This is a genomic window from Chitinophagaceae bacterium (genome assembly GCA_007695095.1).
GTDB lineage: Bacteria > Bacteroidota > Bacteroidia > Chitinophagales > REEL01 > REEL01.
On record REEL01000118.1, the window covers coordinates 97,630 to 113,945 of the forward strand.

General features: G+C 35.8%; 13 protein-coding genes. 7 read left to right on the forward strand and 6 right to left on the reverse strand.

The genetic code is table 11. From position 1 onward, the window contains the following. The first annotated feature begins 54 nt into the window (after positions 1-54). The 5 genes from EA412_08750 (at position 55) to EA412_08770 (ending at position 6,014) form a co-directional block, all read left to right on the forward strand. Positions 55-2,322, forward strand: a complete 2,268-nt coding sequence (locus tag EA412_08750; GenBank protein ID TVR78513.1) for an aconitate hydratase — start codon at positions 55-57, stop codon at positions 2,320-2,322. A gap of 247 nt (positions 2,323-2,569) precedes the next feature. Beyond that, positions 2,570-3,358 (forward strand): hypothetical protein, encoded by a 789-nt coding sequence (locus tag EA412_08755; GenBank protein TVR78514.1) that lies wholly within the window; start codon positions 2,570-2,572, stop codon positions 3,356-3,358. A gap of 15 nt (positions 3,359-3,373) precedes the next feature. Next, complete coding sequence (locus tag EA412_08760; GenBank protein ID TVR78515.1) at positions 3,374-4,624, forward strand: 3-deoxy-D-manno-octulosonic acid transferase; 1,251 nt, start codon at positions 3,374-3,376, stop codon at positions 4,622-4,624. Further along, a complete protein-coding gene (locus EA412_08765; GenBank protein TVR78516.1) occupies positions 4,617-5,333 on the forward strand; it encodes a 16S rRNA (uracil(1498)-N(3))-methyltransferase in 717 nt (238 codons plus the stop codon). The genes EA412_08760 and EA412_08765 overlap by 8 nt, the downstream gene beginning before the upstream one ends. A gap of 9 nt (positions 5,334-5,342) precedes the next feature. Continuing rightward, entirely contained in the window at positions 5,343-6,014 is a 672-nt protein-coding gene (locus EA412_08770; GenBank protein TVR78517.1) for a DUF4159 domain-containing protein, read from the forward strand. Between the two features lie 7 nt (positions 6,015-6,021). Here EA412_08770 and argJ read toward each other — a convergent pair whose 3' ends face one another. The 4 genes from argJ to argB are packed head-to-tail and all read right to left on the reverse strand — an operon-like array spanning position 6,022 to position 10,361. Then, positions 6,022-7,233 carry a bifunctional glutamate N-acetyltransferase/amino-acid acetyltransferase ArgJ gene (gene argJ / locus EA412_08775; GenBank protein TVR78518.1) on the reverse strand — a complete coding sequence of 404 codons (1,212 nt, stop codon included), beginning with the start codon at positions 7,231-7,233 and terminating at the stop codon, positions 6,022-6,024. Between the two features lie 2 nt (positions 7,234-7,235). Further along, positions 7,236-8,273 carry an N-acetyl-gamma-glutamyl-phosphate reductase gene (locus EA412_08780; GenBank protein TVR78519.1) on the reverse strand — a complete coding sequence of 346 codons (1,038 nt, stop codon included), beginning with the start codon at positions 8,271-8,273 and terminating at the stop codon, positions 7,236-7,238. A 57-nt stretch (positions 8,274-8,330) separates the two neighbouring features. Beyond that, entirely contained in the window at positions 8,331-9,530 is a 1,200-nt protein-coding gene (locus EA412_08785) for an aspartate aminotransferase family protein (GenBank protein TVR78520.1), read from the reverse strand. 6 nt (positions 9,531-9,536) lie between these two features. Further along, positions 9,537-10,361, reverse strand: coding sequence for an acetylglutamate kinase (argB, locus tag EA412_08790; protein ID TVR78521.1), 825 nt, complete (start codon positions 10,359-10,361; stop codon positions 9,537-9,539). Between the two features lie 389 nt (positions 10,362-10,750). Here argB and EA412_08795 point away from each other — a divergent pair, with 389 nt between their 5' ends. After that, positions 10,751-10,942 carry a hypothetical protein gene (locus EA412_08795; protein ID TVR78522.1) on the forward strand — a complete coding sequence of 64 codons (192 nt, stop codon included), beginning with the start codon at positions 10,751-10,753 and terminating at the stop codon, positions 10,940-10,942. Positions 10,943-10,956: 14 nt separating this feature from the next. On the opposite strand, the gene EA412_08800 is transcribed toward EA412_08795, so the two are convergent. Both EA412_08800 and EA412_08805 read right to left on the reverse strand, forming a co-directional pair. After that, complete coding sequence (locus EA412_08800; GenBank protein ID TVR78523.1) at positions 10,957-11,802, reverse strand: hypothetical protein; 846 nt, start codon at positions 11,800-11,802, stop codon at positions 10,957-10,959. 32 nt (positions 11,803-11,834) lie between these two features. Continuing rightward, positions 11,835-13,037 (reverse strand): alanine dehydrogenase, encoded by a 1,203-nt coding sequence (locus tag EA412_08805; protein ID TVR78524.1) that lies wholly within the window; start codon positions 13,035-13,037, stop codon positions 11,835-11,837. Between the two features lie 259 nt (positions 13,038-13,296). On the opposite strand from EA412_08805, the gene EA412_08810 reads away from it, so the two are divergent. Further along, a complete protein-coding gene (locus EA412_08810; protein TVR78525.1) occupies positions 13,297-16,254 on the forward strand; it encodes a glycosyl hydrolase in 2,958 nt (985 codons plus the stop codon). Positions 16,255-16,316 lie beyond the last annotated feature (62 nt).

The window sequence follows — 16,316 nt, forward strand, 5'->3', positions numbered from 1 at the left end:
GATTTTGTATTTTTGCAAAACATTACAATTCGTTAATTTTAAACAAAGTACACTATGGTTTTCGATTTAGATATGATAAAGGACCTTTATCAGAAAATGCCGGAGGCAATTAAAAAAGCAAAGTCTGTTTTAGGCAGACCAATGACATTAACCGAGAAGATTTTATACAGTCACTTATATAATGAAGATAATTTAAGAGCCTTTGAAAAGGGGAAAGATTATGTAGATTTTAAGCCGGATAGAGTAGCCATGCAGGATGCAACAGCCCAAATGGCTTTATTGCAGTTTATGCTTGCCGGAAAGGATAAAGTTGAAGTGCCGTCTACGGTTCATTGCGACCACCTTATACAGGCAGAAATAGATGGGAAAACGGATTTAAAAAATTCCCTGACTAACAATAAAGAGGTCTTTGATTTTTTATCCTCAGTATCTAATAAATACGGTATTGGTTTCTGGAAACCGGGAGCCGGAATTATTCATCAGGTTGTTTTGGAAAACTATGCTTTCCCGGGCGGAATGATGATTGGCACTGACAGTCATACACCCAATGCAGGTGGATTAGGAATGGTAGCTATAGGAGTTGGTGGAGCTGATGCAGTAGATGTAATGGCAGGTATGCCATGGGAATTAAAAATGCCACGCTTAATCGGTGTTAAGCTGACCGGCAAGTTAAGTGGATGGGCATCTGCTAAAGATGTTATTTTAAAAGTAGCCGGAATCCTTACTGTTAAAGGGGGGACCGGATGTATACTTGAGTATTTTGGAGATGGAGCAGATAGTATTTCATGTACCGGTAAAGGAACCATTTGTAATATGGGTGCAGAAATTGGAGCAACCACATCCTTATTTAATTTTGATGATAAGATGAAAGCCTATCTTCAAATGACAGAGCGGAAAGAAATTGGAGATTTAGCAGAAAATATACGGGAGCATTTGCGCTCAGATGAAGAGGTGATGGCTGCTCCGGAAAAATATTACGATCAGGTAGTTGAGATTGATTTATCAACTTTAGAGCCTCATGTTAACGGCCCCTATACGCCGGATTTAGCATGGCCTTTGTCTGAATTTAAAAAAGCAGTTAGCGAAAAAGGCTGGCCTGTTGAGCTGGATGTTGCCTTAATAGGATCTTGTACAAATTCATCTTATGAGGATTTAACACGTTCTGCGCATGTAGCCAAAAATGCAATTAAAAAGGGACTAAAAGCAAAGTCTGAATTCACCATTACACCAGGCTCTGAACAAGTTCGGTTTACCGCAGAAAGAGATGGTTTACTGAATGTTTTCGATGACCTTGGAGGTGTGGTATTGGCAAATGCTTGCGGACCATGTATCGGTCAGTGGGCAAGACATTCTGACGATCCGGAAAGAAAAAATTCAATTATAACTTCTTTTAACAGAAACTTTGCGAAAAGAAATGACGGAAATCCCAATACCCATGCTTTTGTGGCTTCTCCTGAGGTTGTAACTGCTTTTGCATTGGCCGGCAGATTGGATTTTAACCCTATGACAGACACCCTTACCGGAAAAGATGGCGTGGAGTTCAGGCTGGAAGAACCGGTTGGCATAGAATTACCTCCAAAAGGTTTTACTGTTGAAGATAACGGATATCAAAAACCTGCTGAAGATGGAAGTAAAGTAAGTGTAGTTATCAAAGAGGATTCGAAAAGACTTCAGGCGCTTGAGGGTTTCAAGCCCTGGGAAGGCACAGACTTGAAAGGTATGAATGTGTTATTAAAAGCTTTAGGGAAATGTACTACGGATCATATTTCAATGGCAGGTCCGTGGTTACGCTATCGTGGTCACTTAGACAATATTTCAAATAATATGTTTATAGGTGCAATTAATGCATTTAATGAAAAGTCTAATCACGTAAAAAATCAGGAAACCGGAGAATATGATGAGGTTCCCAATGTAGCCAGATATTACAAAGCAAAAGGAAATTATTCAGTAGTTTTTGGAGATGAAAACTATGGAGAAGGTTCGTCAAGAGAGCATGCAGCAATGGAGCCGCGTCACTTAAATGTACGTGCCATTATTGTAAAGTCTTTTGCCCGTATCCATGAAACCAATCTTAAAAAACAGGGTATGCTTGGGTTGACATTTGAAAATTCTGATGATTATGATAAGGTGCAGGAAGATGACAGAGTCGACATCTTAGGTCTTACAGATTTTAGACCCAATAAGCCTTTACAGGTAGTTTTAAACCACAAAGATGGTTCTACAGATACTTTTAACGTATTGCATACTTATAATGAAAGTCAGATTGAATGGTTTAAGGCCGGAAGCGCTTTGAATCTCATTCGTATATTAAACAAGCAATAAACGATAAGTTTATAGAAATTGAAAAGGTCGCAAAAAATTTATTGCGACCTTTTTGTTAAATAAATGGAGCAGTAGCAGCCTTGCACCATAACATCATTTCTCTTTCTTGGGTCTTTATCCTTTCAACCGGATACACCAACTAAAAACCGGATTCAAAAAGGTTATTTTTTACTTTCTATGCAATTTCATTAAAAAAAATTAAGTTTGTTCTTAATAAAGATTTAAATTAATCCAATAGCTCCCTATAATGTTTGGCAGTAATACTTATTTTTCTTACATTTTCTTTAGCATATTCTTTTTTGCAATCCTGAGTTTCAATTCTTTTGATGTAAAGGCTCAGGTATCGCCGAAAGATTCTGTTGTTTCGGTTTCGTTGGTGCAGCTTGGCTATACTTATCAAATTCCATTTGCTGACATGAGTGACCGATTTGGCAACAATTCAGCTATTGGAGCCGGCTTTACTTATAAGTTCAGAAATAATATTACTTTGGGAATATTCGGTCGATTCAGGTTAGGCGGAGCTGTGAACGAGGAAGGAGTGATTGATGAATTGCTTACAGAAGACGGTTGGTTGATTGGTAGAGACGGTTTATATGTTGACTACAGGCTTGGTCAAAGAGGCTGGACAACAAGCATATCTCTCGGCAAAGTTATTCCTGCCTTCGGGCCTAATGATAATTCCGGAATTTGGCTGAAAGCAGGTGCCGGCTTTTTATCTCATAAGATTTATATAGATTTGGAAGACGATGAATACCCGCCACTCATGGGCGAATATGTTAAAGGCTATGACAGGCTTTCGGCAGGTCCGGCATTAAGCCAGTTTATAGGGTATATCTTTCTGGGAAGCGACAGATTAGTGAATTTTTATGCCGGAGTTGAATTAAAACAAGCCTGGACATACAATCTGAGAAAGTGGAACTTTGATACTAATTCTCAGGAAACAGACAGGCGATTTGATATGCTTCTTGGAATTAAAGCAGGTTGGTTTTTGCCTATATATCCCAGACGTGCGGATTCTTTTGATTTCTATTTTTAATATGCTGTTAATATCATGATTTCAGCAATTCTATATGCTCTTTTTCTTCGTTTATATTATTCTTTTGCCCAGATTTATGCTTTTTTTAACCCAAAAGGAAAAGAATGGATACAAGGGCGTAAGAGAATAAATGAGGATTTAAAATCCCTGAGTAAAGAAAATAAACCAATTATATGGCTTCATGCTTCGTCTTTGGGAGAGTATGAACAGGGGCTGCCGGTTGCCGAAACCTTGAAAAGAAAATTTTCAGGACACAGGATTTTATGGACTTTCTATTCGCCTTCAGCATACACAGTTGTGAAATCTAAAGATAAAGACGATTATATTGCTTACCTTCCTTTTGATTTTAAAAAAAATATTGAATCATTTCTGGATATCGTAAAGCCAAAAGCTGTAGTTTTTATTAAGTATGATTTTTGGCATAATACGATTGGTTCGATAAAAAAGAGGAATATTTCTTTAGTGCTGGCAGGTGCTGCTTTCAGAGAAAATCAAGTGTTTTTTAAGGGTTATGGAGTTTTTTTTAGAAAGATGCTTCACTCCTTTGATATGATTTTTGTGCAAGATGAGAATTCTAAAAACCTTTTGAATAAAATAGGAGTTAATCAGGTAGAAATTACCGGAGACCCCAGGGCAGAAAGAGTTTTAGAAATAAAAAATAAGAATGAAAGAAATTTACAAATCGAATCTTTTAAAGGGGAAAAAGTACTTTTAGTTGCCGGCAGCACATGGGAAGAAGATGAAAAGCTTTTAAAAAGCTGTTTGCCCGCATTTATTGAAAAATTTGACATGAAAATTCTAATTGCACCCCATGAAATTAGTAATAAAAGAATCGCTTCTGTAATGCAATTATTTAAAGAGTTTAAGCCGGTATTGTATTCAGAGGCACAAAAAGAAACATCAAATTTGATGATTATGGATAAAATGGGTCTTTTGTCCCGCACTTATAAATATGCATCTTTTGCTTATGTAGGAGGAGGTTTTGGTAAAGGTATTCACAATATTTTAGAAGCAGCTGTTTATGGTATTCCTGTATTTTTCGGGCCAAATACCGATAAATTTATTGAAGCCCGGGAATTGACTACAATGAAAAGTGCTTATATAGTAGAAGATAAAAACGAATTTATCAGACTCATAAACTTGCAGGAAGAAAATGACTCTATAAAAACAGCTATTTTAGAAAATAACGCAAATTACTTTTTGAATAAAAGCAATACCTCGGAAGCAGTTTGCAAATACCTTAATAAAAAATTAGCTCATGAATGAACAACTTTTTTTTGCTGAATATTCCGGAAGTAAGCATATAGAGCTAGATGAACAAGATTCACGCCATTGTTATAAAGTATTGCGTAAAAAAGCCGGTGATACCATTCAGATTACAGATGGAAAAGGGAATGCAATAAGAGGTGTCTTGCTTGAAACAACTCCCCGCAGATGTGTAGCAGAGGTGCGGGAAATTGTAGAAATGCCTTTGCCTGCGTATACATTAAGTATAGGGGTGGGCATGCCTTCGCACCCTCAGCGATTGGAATGGATGTTGGAAAAATTAACGGAATTAAATGTAACAAACATTTTTTTACTAAAAACCGAAAGGGTACAGCCGTTGCATTATAAGCAAGAAAGGTTAAATAAAATAATCATTTCAGCCATGAAACAAAGCTTACAGTTCTATATGCCGGCTTTAGAAATAGAAAAACCCCTTAGTGCTTTTACAGATTTTTTTCATACATTTAAAGAAGATGAGCGACAAGGTTTATCAGGTAGTTGTGATAAGGCAGCCCCTGCTTTAAAAACAGTTTTTGAAAAGAATAAAAAAAATTACTTTGCTCTGATAGGTCCGGAAGGAGATTTTACTGAATCAGAAGAAAGGCATATATCATCTTCAGGATTTTACCCAATAAGCCTAAGCAATAATCGTTTAAGAACGGAAACTGCTGCAATTTCAATTGTTAACGGGATCCATTTACAGCAATAAATTTACAAGATGCTAAAATTAATTTTTGTTTTTTTAATGGTTTTTTCATTGGTTGTTAACCCCCTTTTGGTCAAAGCCGAGTCGGAAGCAACCTCAGTAAAAATAGGATTACTAAAATATAGAGGCGGTGACTGGTATTCAAACCCAACTGCCCTTCCGAATCTGATAGAATTTGCGAACAGAAATCTCCGTATGAATATAGACCCCGATCCGGCAACAGTAGATGTTGGCAGTCCGGAAATTTTTAATTATCCCTTTTTGTACATGACCGGGCATGGAAATATAGTGTTAAACAGGCAGGAAGCTGAAAATTTAAGAAACTATTTGCTTGCCGGGGGCTTTTTACACATAGATGACAACTATGGAATGGATCCTTTTGTGCGACCGGCTCTTGGTATGGTCTTCCCAAATAAGGAATTGGTTGAATTGCCTTTTAATCACAAGATTTATCATCAAACCTATACTTTTGAAGACGGCCTTCCAAAGATTCATGAGCATGACGGCAAACCACCTCAGGGATTTGGCCTTTTTCATGAGGGCAGAATGTTGGTATTTTACACCTATGAAAGTGATTTAGGTAACGGATGGGAAGATCAAATGGTGCATAATAATCCCGAAGAAATTCGCCAAAAAGCCCTTAGAATGGGGGCGAATATACTTGAATATATTTTTACCGAATAAAAAAGGTTTATGTGGTATATACAGAATTGAAAAGTACGTAGTCTGTCGTTAAATCTGATCCCCAGCCAATAGCTTCTCCCTCACCATAATCCATTTCTAAACGTACATTAATATGTGCTTCGCGAAGTAGTTTTTTCATATAATTTCGGTCAAACTCTAAAGGTTTTCCTCTTTCCAGCACTTTTACCAAACTACCACCGCCACCTAAATAGAGGTCTGCTCTTTTATAATTAAATTGTATTCCGGCATTACCACATGCACAAATAATTCGTCCCCAGTTTGGGTCACGACCAAACATAGCAGCCTTTACAAGTGTGGAATCGGCAATAGCTTTCACTAATTTACGGGCATTGTCTTTGTTTTTTGCTCCACTAACTTTGTATTCTATAAATTTTGAAGAGCCCTCACCATCTGAAACAATCAATTTTGCTAGGTGAATCATCATTTCATTAAGTTTTTTCTCAAAGATTTTAAATTCTTGAGATTCCGGATCTTCAATTTTTTTGTTTTTTGCTAATCCGTTTGCCATCACTATCACCATATCATTAGTAGAGGTATCTCCATCTACAGTTATCATGTTGAAAGAATTCTTTACTGAAGCTGAAACAGCTTTACTTAAAAGTTCTTTATCAATATTTACATCAGATACAATAAATGCCAACATAGTGGCCATATTCGGGTGTATCATCCCTGAACCTTTGGCAATGCCGGCTATATTTACAGTGATATTATCCAGTTTAAAATCCAGAAAACCTTCTTTTGCAAAAGTATCCGTTGTTAAAATAGCATTAGCAGCAAAAGAACCGGCTTTAGATTCATTTGATAGTTTCGGAATAATCTCTTTTATTCCTCCGGTAATATCTTCTGTAGGGAAAGGCTCTCCAATAAGTCCTGTAGAGGCCACTATAACCATTTCCTTTTTTATGCCCAAAGCTTCAGCAGTAACTAATGCCATTGCCTCAGCGCCTTCTTTACCCTGTCTGCCGGTACATGCATTAGCATTGCCTGCATTACAAACAATTACCTGAGCCCTTTTATCTTTTAAATGACTTATTGAAAGTTTTACGGGTTCTGCCTGTACTTTGTTTAGTGTGAAAGTTCCAACAGCATTGCATGGAACATCAGAATAGATAATTGCCAAATCTCTTCTCATAGATTTTACCCCGCTATGGGCTCCCCAACACTTGATTCCTCTTACATTTGTTAAATTCTGATTCATTTTTATGGTTTTAAAGCTATTTGATTTAAGCCTTTTGTTTCTTCTAATCCGTACATTATATTCATGTTATGAACAGCCTGACCTGAAGCACCTTTTACTAAATTATCTATTGCAGAAACGATGATAATATTACCGGTACGCTCATCAGTTGTCAGGTAAATGTCACAAAAATTTGTACCTCTTACATCCTTTAATGAGGGAGGGTTTTCTCTCATGCGGATAAAGGGATCTTCTTTATAGTGACTTTTGTACAAATCTTTTAAATTTTGTTCAGTTACCTTTTGAGCATTTTTAATATAACAACTTGTTAAAATACCTCTGTCTACCGGTAAAATATGTGGTGTAAACTGTAAATTAATATTTAAGTTAGTCAAATTTGATAAATGATATTCAATTTCAATAGTATGTCTGTGTTTTTTTAGACCGTAAGCTGCAAAATTATCATTTACATTTGAAAAAAGTGTAGTTGCTGAGGGTTTTATTCCCGCACCTGTTGTTCCGGTTTTTGCATCTATAATTACCCCTTTTTCTTCACATAAATTATTTTTTAATAAAGGGTACAGGGCTAATAAACTGCCTGTTGGGAAACAACCCGGATTAGCTACGTAGTCAGCTTTTTGAATTACCTCCTTATATAATTCGGGCAATCCGTAAACAAACCTTTCAAAACCCACCTCGTACTTATGCTCCATATTATACCAGGATTCAAATACTAATTTATTTTCTAATCGAAAATCTCCCGAAAAATCAATTATTTTAAAGGAACTGTTTCGAAATTTTTTAACATAGTCCATTGAAACGCCATGCGGTAATGCTAAAAAAGCTACATCAATATTCTGCTCATCAATATCATTAACACTGCACAAAGGCATGTCCAGCATGTTTGTAAACTGTGCATGTATATCTGAAAACTTTTTCCCACTGTGACTCTCTGAGGTGATTGCGACTATTTCTACATTCGGGTGAAATAATAATAATCGGGCCAATTCAGAGCCGGTATATCCTGTAGCTCCTATAATTGCAGCTTTTATTTTTTCCATTTCTATAACTTTTTATTGATTTTTATTGAAAAAATTGAAATTAAAAATTTAAACTGATTATTGGTATTTTTTTTCAGCTAATAGTTTTTCAATGGTATTTACTATTTGGTGAATATCTTCATTAGAAATGTTTAGTGGAGGAACTAACCTAAGTACATTCCCGCTGGTTGCATTTGCAATAATACCTTCATGCAGTAAATCGCTAATCAGTTCTTTTGTTTCGAAGGTAAATTCAACCCCTATCATAAGGCCGCGACCTCTTATTTCTTTGATTTCCGGGAATTGCTGTTGCATTTTTTTAAAAGAATCTGTTATTAGTTTTCCTTTTTCAGTGGCAGAATTTAGCAGTTTTTCTTTTTCAATAACCTCTAAAGTAGCTAATGCAGCACTACAAGCAAGTGGATTGCCACCAAAAGTTGTTCCGTGGTCGCCAAAATCTATTTCCGAGGCTACCTTTTCATTACATAAAAAAGCGCCAATCGGGAAACCGCCACCTAAACCTTTGGCCAAAGTTATAATGTCCGGCTCAATCCCATACAAATCCTTAGCAAACATTTTTCCTGTCCGTCCAATACCACACTGGATTTCGTCAAAAATCAACAGTACATCATTCTCACTACAGAGCTTGTGAAGTTTTTGTAAATACTCTTTTTGCACCGGATGTATTCCACCCTCTCCCTGTATAGGCTCCAGTAATACGGCTGCTGTTTCTTTCGTAATCGCTGTTTTTACAGCTTCAAAATCATTAAAGGGTACCATTCCAAAACCTTCAGGTATGGGTTCAAATCCTTTTTGATATTGCTTTTTTCCGGTAGCTATGGTTGCTAATGTTCTGCCGTGAAATGAGTTTTGCATTGAAATAATATGACCGCCACGACCTTTATTATGCGCATATTTACGGGCAATTTTTATGGCCCCTTCAACTGACTCTGCTCCACTATTAGTAAAAAACGCTCTGTCCATTCCCGATAAAGCAATTAACTTATCAGCCAGATTCACCTGAGGCTCACTCACGAAAAAGTTTGAAATATGCATCAACTCTCCGGCTTGTTTTCTGATGGCTTCCACAACATGAGGGTGACAATGACCTACATTATTCACAGCTATTCCTGCCAGAGCATCAATATATTCTTTACCATTTACATCCCAAAGCCTGGAGCCAAGCCCTTTTTTAAATGCTAAAGGGTATCTTTTAAAAGTAGGTAAATAGTTTTTAACATCTCTTTCGGATATTTTTTTATTGTTATTTGTGTTCATTTGTGTTTAATTTAAAATACGGGTTCCGATAGATTTTTTTTCCAAAAACTTTTCTGAAAGCGCTGCCGGACGAGTACCATTTAATATACAGGCTTCTTTTGCACCGCTTTTAAGAGCAATGCTGCAGGACTCAATTTTTGGTATCATTCCTCCTTTAATTATACTACCGTATAAACCTTCTATTTCAGCTAAGTTAATTTCTTTAATGAGGCTTTCCGGTTTATCTAAAGATTCCATTAATCCTTCAACATCTGTTAATACTACATAGTTTGTTGCTTTTAGTGCTCCGGCTAAATGGCCGGCAAACATGTCAGCATTAATATTATAATCAACACCATCTTCATCACTGGCTATGCAGGTTATAACCGGTAAATAGTTGTTTTTCAGCAGTAATGTTATCAAGTCGGTATTTATTATACTTACATCTCCTACCTGACCCAAATCGATTTCTTCTTTCTTTCCGTCTACTTCTCTGATATGCATTCGTTTTTTGGCAATCACACTGGATCCGTCTTTACCGGACAGGCCTACCGCCTTAATCCCCGCTTTATTTAAAGTGTTGACCAGACTACTATTTACTTCACCTTTTAAAGCCATCTCAATATACTTTAAAGCCTCTTTAGTAGTTTTTCTGTGACCGTCTATAAATTCAGACTCAATAGCTGTTCTTTTTAGAATGTCTTCTATAAAAGGTCCTCCGCCGTGCACTAAAATAATTTCGAAGTTTTCATTTTGCAGTTGTGATATTTTAGCAATTATTTCACTCTTTAATTCCTCATTCAGCATAGCATTTCCGCCATATTTTATTAGTATTCTTTGTCTTTCAGCCATTTTGAAAAATTGATTGTAATTGATATGAGCGAATAATAATAAATATTTTTAAATGAAACAAAGATTTACTGCTAATAAAATTAGAAAACTTTAGCTGTCATGAAGTATTCAAAAAAACAACATAGTGTTTGTTTAGTGTATAATTTTCTATATTTTTTATAAAGTAGACAGTTTAAAAATTCTTTTTTTACTGCTGTTAAAATAAGACAAGTTTTTCACATAATTATATCTAAAAACAGAAAAGTGCTGTAAATGAGTAAATTGTAACTTTTTAATCAAAAAAAAGTGATTACTTTAGAAGTTTGTAATGATAGTTTCAAACAGTTTGGCACAAGGTTTGTTTATGATAGGAAAATATCTATTGTTAATTCCATTAAAAAAAATTGATTATGTTAGATTCAATGATTAAAATAAGGTTTAGTAAATTACAGTCTCGTTACATGGAAGTAAAGACTGAAGCAAAGAGATTGATGAAGGAAGGCGATATTAGCAATTACATCCAAAAATTAAGTGAAGCACAAAAGTTGCACAGACAGCTTGTTGAGACCTTCAATCAGGGTTCAAGATTAAGATTAGGGTAATTTGCCAAAGACGTTCAAGTTTTTGATGTTTGATTTTTCATCAAAAAGCCGGGTAAATCTATATTCTTTTCCTTAAGGGATTTAGCTATGTCTTTAAGCAAAATACTTTTTAAGCTTGCGGGAGACACCGGTGTTTTTCGAACATTTATCCATGCAAAAAACTTAATATTGTAAGTATTTGCTTCGATGGCATCAAAATGTACTTGAGGAGGCGGTAATTTCAACACTTCTTTTTGGTTTTCCAAAATTCCTCTAATTATTAGTACAATTTCATTGATGTTTTCAGTTGAATGAAAGCTTATCTGACTGTCAATTCTTATCAATCCGTCGCCCGCAAATTTTATTAGAGGATTCTTTACTATAGTAGCATTAGGTATGTAAATATCTTTCCCGTCAGCCGTTCTGATGTGGGTATATCTTAAAGAAAGACCTCTTACCTTCCCTCTTAAACCCGCACTTTCAATAGTGTTTCCAATGTTAAAAGGTCGACTCCCGGCCAATAAAATTCCGGACAAAAAATTCTCAGCAATATCCCGAAAGGCAAAGCCAACAATTATGGCTGTTAAACCGGCACCTGCTATTATTTTAGATGCAATTCCTGAAAAACCTAAAACATGGAAAGAGATAAACAAACCTACAAAAACGAATACCCATCTTAAAACCTGGCCAACCAACTTTGCCGCTAAGGAGTCTTTAAAACGATTGGAAAACCTATTAACATAAATTCTTTTTAAAATCCCACCCAATACGTAGGCAAGTGCTAAAATCACAGCTGCGATAAATAATGCAGGTAATTTTTCTAAAAAAACCCGGTAATAGCTTAAAAGTAAGTCAAAGAGGTTGTTGAGTAGGTTTTGCATAATAAATAAGCTTGTGAATGATGTTTTTAAGTTTAGCCTTTGACAAAATTTTCCAGATAATTATATCTGTTAGTAAGTTTTCCATTCACAGCAATTTCCGCTTTTTCTATTATTTCATTTTTCACACCATCGGTTAAAGCCGGTAATATTTTTTCAGACAGAACTTTTCCAAAAGACTCTGAGGCATCTCTTGGCAACTCGTTGGGAAGATTATCAACAGCCATTATATCAATACAGTCATCAAGATAGGGTTTCGTTTCTTTTTCCGAAAAAGGATTGTAACCATAAACAGGCTCGTCAATTGTGGATGACCTTATAGTTGCGGGTATTGATCCCTCAATGTCGCAGGTAATGTCTGCGATAACTTTTATTGAAAAGTCCCGGTTACGCATATCTTCTTTAGTAAAAAATACAGGGGCTGAAGGATCCCAGTAAATTGCATTGATCATCAGGTCTGTTTTTTTTGTGTAAGGCAAAAAAGTAGATTTATAATCAGCAGGCTTACTATAGAAATCTTTCTCTTCAAGCATATTTTTTTGTTTATGCGTGTATAAATCAGAAACTGATAAAACAGCATACACCGCTTCATTCAGGGGCTTATTAAGAAAATCCTGAGGACTTATATTTTTTACTGAAAGAGATTTTAAGACTTCTTCGGCACCTTTTGCAACTCTGCCGGTTCCCGTCAATGCAATCCTGATTGGAGGTATTTTTACGGATTTATAGTATTCAAAAAGCTTTTTTTCATCTTTAAAATTGCCAACTCTTGGGAGGTTAAATTTTTTCGTTTTTTTGCCAAATGCCATTAATCCGTTATGGGCCCCTACTATACCGGCAAAACGACCAAAAGCGATAACTCTTTCTCCATTACTGTCTACCAAACATTCATAATCTATGAGCCTGATATTTTTTTCTATGACAGTTTGCAATAGTTTTCTGTTATAAGCTTGCTCTTTAATTGTGTGAGAAAAAAAAAGATAAGTTTTTTCGGCTATTAATTGTGCCGGAGGGACTTCTTTTATCCCTAATAAAATATCACAATCACTTAAATCTTCAACAATTTTTATCCCTTCTTTTCTATATTCGTTATCATGAAAACATCTTGTTTCAGAAGATTGAACCAGAATTTCTGTTTCAGGAAAATTTGAAATAAAACTTTTGCATTGCTTGGGTGTAAGAGCTACTCTACTGTCCTGTGGTATTTTCCCTTCTTTTAGAATTCCAATTTTTTTCATTTTAAACCTTGTATTAATTTTAAAGTATCTTCAAAATTAATACAATTTAAAAACATGAGTTTCAAAAACTTCATAAACAAGTTGAATTGTGGTTTTGTAAAAAAATTCAAGTTTAAGGAAAAGAAGCTTAAAGACAGTTTTTAGATTTTGAGAATAAGTTATTTCATTTACAATCATTTTTTTATACTTTCGTTTAGAATGCATACACAACTTAACACGTAAGCATTTTACCTTTCTATAAACATTAACCAGACATTAAATGAAGATGCGAGTCATTTTGATTTTTTCAACTCTATTAACCTTAATATTATTTTCGAATAATTCATTTACAGTTAACAGACCGGATTTAGATACTCCGAGCAAACTGCTACAGGAAGAGCTTAAGAAAAAACTATGGGTTGATTCGGTATTGCAATCTATGACTATTGACGAAAAAATTGGTCAGTTGTTTATGGTTGCGGCATATTCTAACCGTGCTAAAAGTCATGAAGATGAAATTTTACATTTAATTGAAAATTACCACATTGGTGGTGTTTTATTTTTTCAGGGTGGTCCGGTGAGGCAGGCCAAGATGACAAATAATTTTCAAAAGAAGTCTAAATACCCTCTGATGATAGCCATAGATGGTGAGTGGGGTGTTAGTATGAGGCTTGACTCTACTATAGTTTTCCCGCGTCAACTTACTTTAGGTGCTATAAAAGATGAGGCAATTATCAGAGAGATGGGGAAAGAGATTGCCAGACAGTGCCGACGATTAGGCATTCACATGAATCTGGCCCCGGTTGCGGATGTAAATAACAATCCGCTGAATCCGGTTATTAACGACAGATCTTTTGGAGAAGATAAATTTAATGTTGCCCTTAAGTCTCTGGCCTATATGTCAGGTATGCAAAATGAGGGTGTTTTAGCCTGTGCCAAGCATTTTCCGGGTCATGGAGATACGGATAAGGATTCACACTATACACTGCCCGTAATCAGGCATAATATGTCACGTCTCAGGGAAATTGAGCTTTATCCATTTCAATTGCTTTCTAATCATGGTATCGCCGGAATGATGAGTGCTCATATGCATATTCCTGCTATAGATTCAACACCCAATCTGGCTGTTTCTCTTTCAGAGAATGCATTGAAAGATATTTTAAGGGATGAATTGGGTTACGAAGGTCTGATTATTTCAGATGCATTGAATATGAAAGGTGTAAGTGATTTTTTTAAACCCGGTGAACTGGATTTAAAAGCTTTTCAGGCAGGAAACGACATCTTGCTTTTTCCTGAAAATGTACCGGCAGCAGTAGAGAAATTTCACTTGGCATTAAAATCCGGGGAGATATCAGAATCAGATATTACAGAAAGTGTAGTAAGGATTTTAAAAGCAAAATACAATGCAGGACTGAATCAATACAGTCGTGTTGAAATAAATAATTTGGTTGAAGATCTTAATACTGATGAAGCGAAATGGTTGAGAAGAAGTCTTTTTGAGCATGCCGTAACAACAGTTAGAAATGAAGACAATCTGTTGCCGGTAAGAAAACTGGACACTTTAAAAATTGCGAGTTTGTCTATAGGTGGTAAGTTGGAAAGTCCATATCAGAAGACGATTGATTTGTATTCAAAAGCTACACATTTTGCTATAGATAAAAATGCTGTTCAGGCTCAATTTGACGGAGTTCTAAAAGAATTATCCGGGTATGATTTAGTATTGGTAAGTATGCAGTCAATGGGTCGTTTTTCCAGAAATAATTTTGGTATCAGTCAGAATAGCCTCCGCTTTTTAAATCAATTGAATGAAAAATCGCGTGTAATTTTATCTGTTTTTGGAAACCCTTACAGTTTGAAAAATTTTCAGTCAATTCCCAATATTCTGGTTTTTTATGAAGAAAATGAAGTCACACTTCATATAGCACCTCAGGTTATTTTCGGGGGTATCCCTTCCACGGGCTTGCTTCCTGTCACAGCATCGTATGATTTTAAGGCCGGTACAGGAGTTCTTTTGGAAGAAAAAATTCGCTTAAAATATACAGAAGCTGAAGATTTAGGATTGCGAACTTCCGATTTTAAGAAAATTGACAAAATTGTGGAGGAAGCTATTAAAAACAAAGCAATGCCCGGCTGTCAGGTTTTATTGGCAAAAGATGGTAAAGTCTTTTTTCATAAAGCTTATGGAAATCATACTTATGACGAAGGGTCAAAAGAAGTAGAAGTAAGTGATATTTATGATTTGGCGTCGATAACAAAAATTTCTGCTACCACACTGTCTCTAATGCATTTATATGATTTAGGACTTTTTACTTTGCAAAGTTCTCTCTCAGATTACCTTTCGGATTTGAATAATTCGAATTTAAAAAACTTAAATGTCCGTAAAATGCTTTTGCATGAAGCCGGTTTGAGAAGCTGGATTCCTTTTTATAAGAAAACATTACCGGATAAATTACAGGAGTATTATTGTAATGAGCAAATGGGATGTTTTACAATCCCTGTGGGTAATAATTTATATTTACGGAATGACTTTCCGGATACTATTTATAGTAACATCCATACATCAGAATTATCCAGACGGCCGGAATACAGATATAGTGATTTAGGTTTTTATCTGTTTAAGGATGTGGTAGAGGAAATCAGTGGAATGACCTTTGAAGAATTTACTGAAAAGAATTTTTACCTGCCTATGGGGATGCATCGCACAGCATTTAAGCCACTCAGATATTTTGACTTGAATGAAATTGTGCCAACAGAAGTAAGTGCAGACTTCAGGGTGGGGCTCATTCATGGTAATGTGCATGATCAGGGAGCTGCAATGCTTGGTGGCGTAAGTGGTCATGCAGGAGTTTTTTCACCGGCAAATGATTTGGCAATACTTATGCAAATGTTCTTAAATGGGGGACATTACGGTGGCGAAAGGTTTCTCAGTGAGGAAACTATAGAGTTTTTTACTTCTCGCCATAGCCGCAGTAATAGAAGAGGTTTGGGTTTTGATAAACCTGAAACATCGTCTTCCAACGGGCCAACAGCTAAATCAGCCTCTCCTTCAACTTTTGGTCATTCCGGTTTTACCGGCACCGGAGTTTGGGCTGACCCTGAATATGGCTTAAGCTATGTTTTTGTTTCTAACAGAATTCATCCATCGGCCACTAACCGAAAGTTAATTTCAGAAAATATCAGAACCAGAATTCATCAGGTTGCATATGATGCAATAAAAAATTCACAGAATGTACCATAAAAGCTAAGCTTAAATAATGGTAAAAGGAAAAAAATTTAGACAAAAAGGTAGTTGAATTTGAG